The organism is Pseudomonas sp. AL10 (assembly GCF_029960685.1).
GTDB classification, from domain to species: Bacteria; Pseudomonadota; Gammaproteobacteria; order Pseudomonadales; family Pseudomonadaceae; genus Aquipseudomonas; species Aquipseudomonas lactis.
In genome coordinates, this window is sequence record NZ_JASBQZ010000108.1 from 1 (window position 1) to 263 (window position 263).

The 263-nt window shown below is 55.5% G+C and carries 1 protein-coding gene; it reads right to left on the minus strand.

The annotated features are described in order from the left end of the window. On the minus strand, positions 1 to 263 hold a 263-nt coding region (locus tag QK296_RS29020; RefSeq protein WP_282392380.1), incomplete at both ends, for an immunoglobulin-like domain-containing protein.

Here is a 263-nt window from a genome sequence, read left to right on the forward strand (position 1 = left end):
TACCCGGTGTGTCCGTAACGGTGGTGTTCACCGCGGTAGTGCCAGGGACCAGATTTTCAAAGTGCTCGCCGCCGGTCACACCCTTGATAGCGGTGGTGACAGTTTGGTCGCCCTTGTACACATCATCCGGAGCAAGAACCGAAACGCTAGCGCTCGATTCGTTAACACCGATAGTGATGGTTTTGCTGTTATCCAATGTCACGGTGAGCGGGTTGGTGATGTTGGTCACCGGTGCGCCGTTTTTATCCACAAGGCTGGCGGTG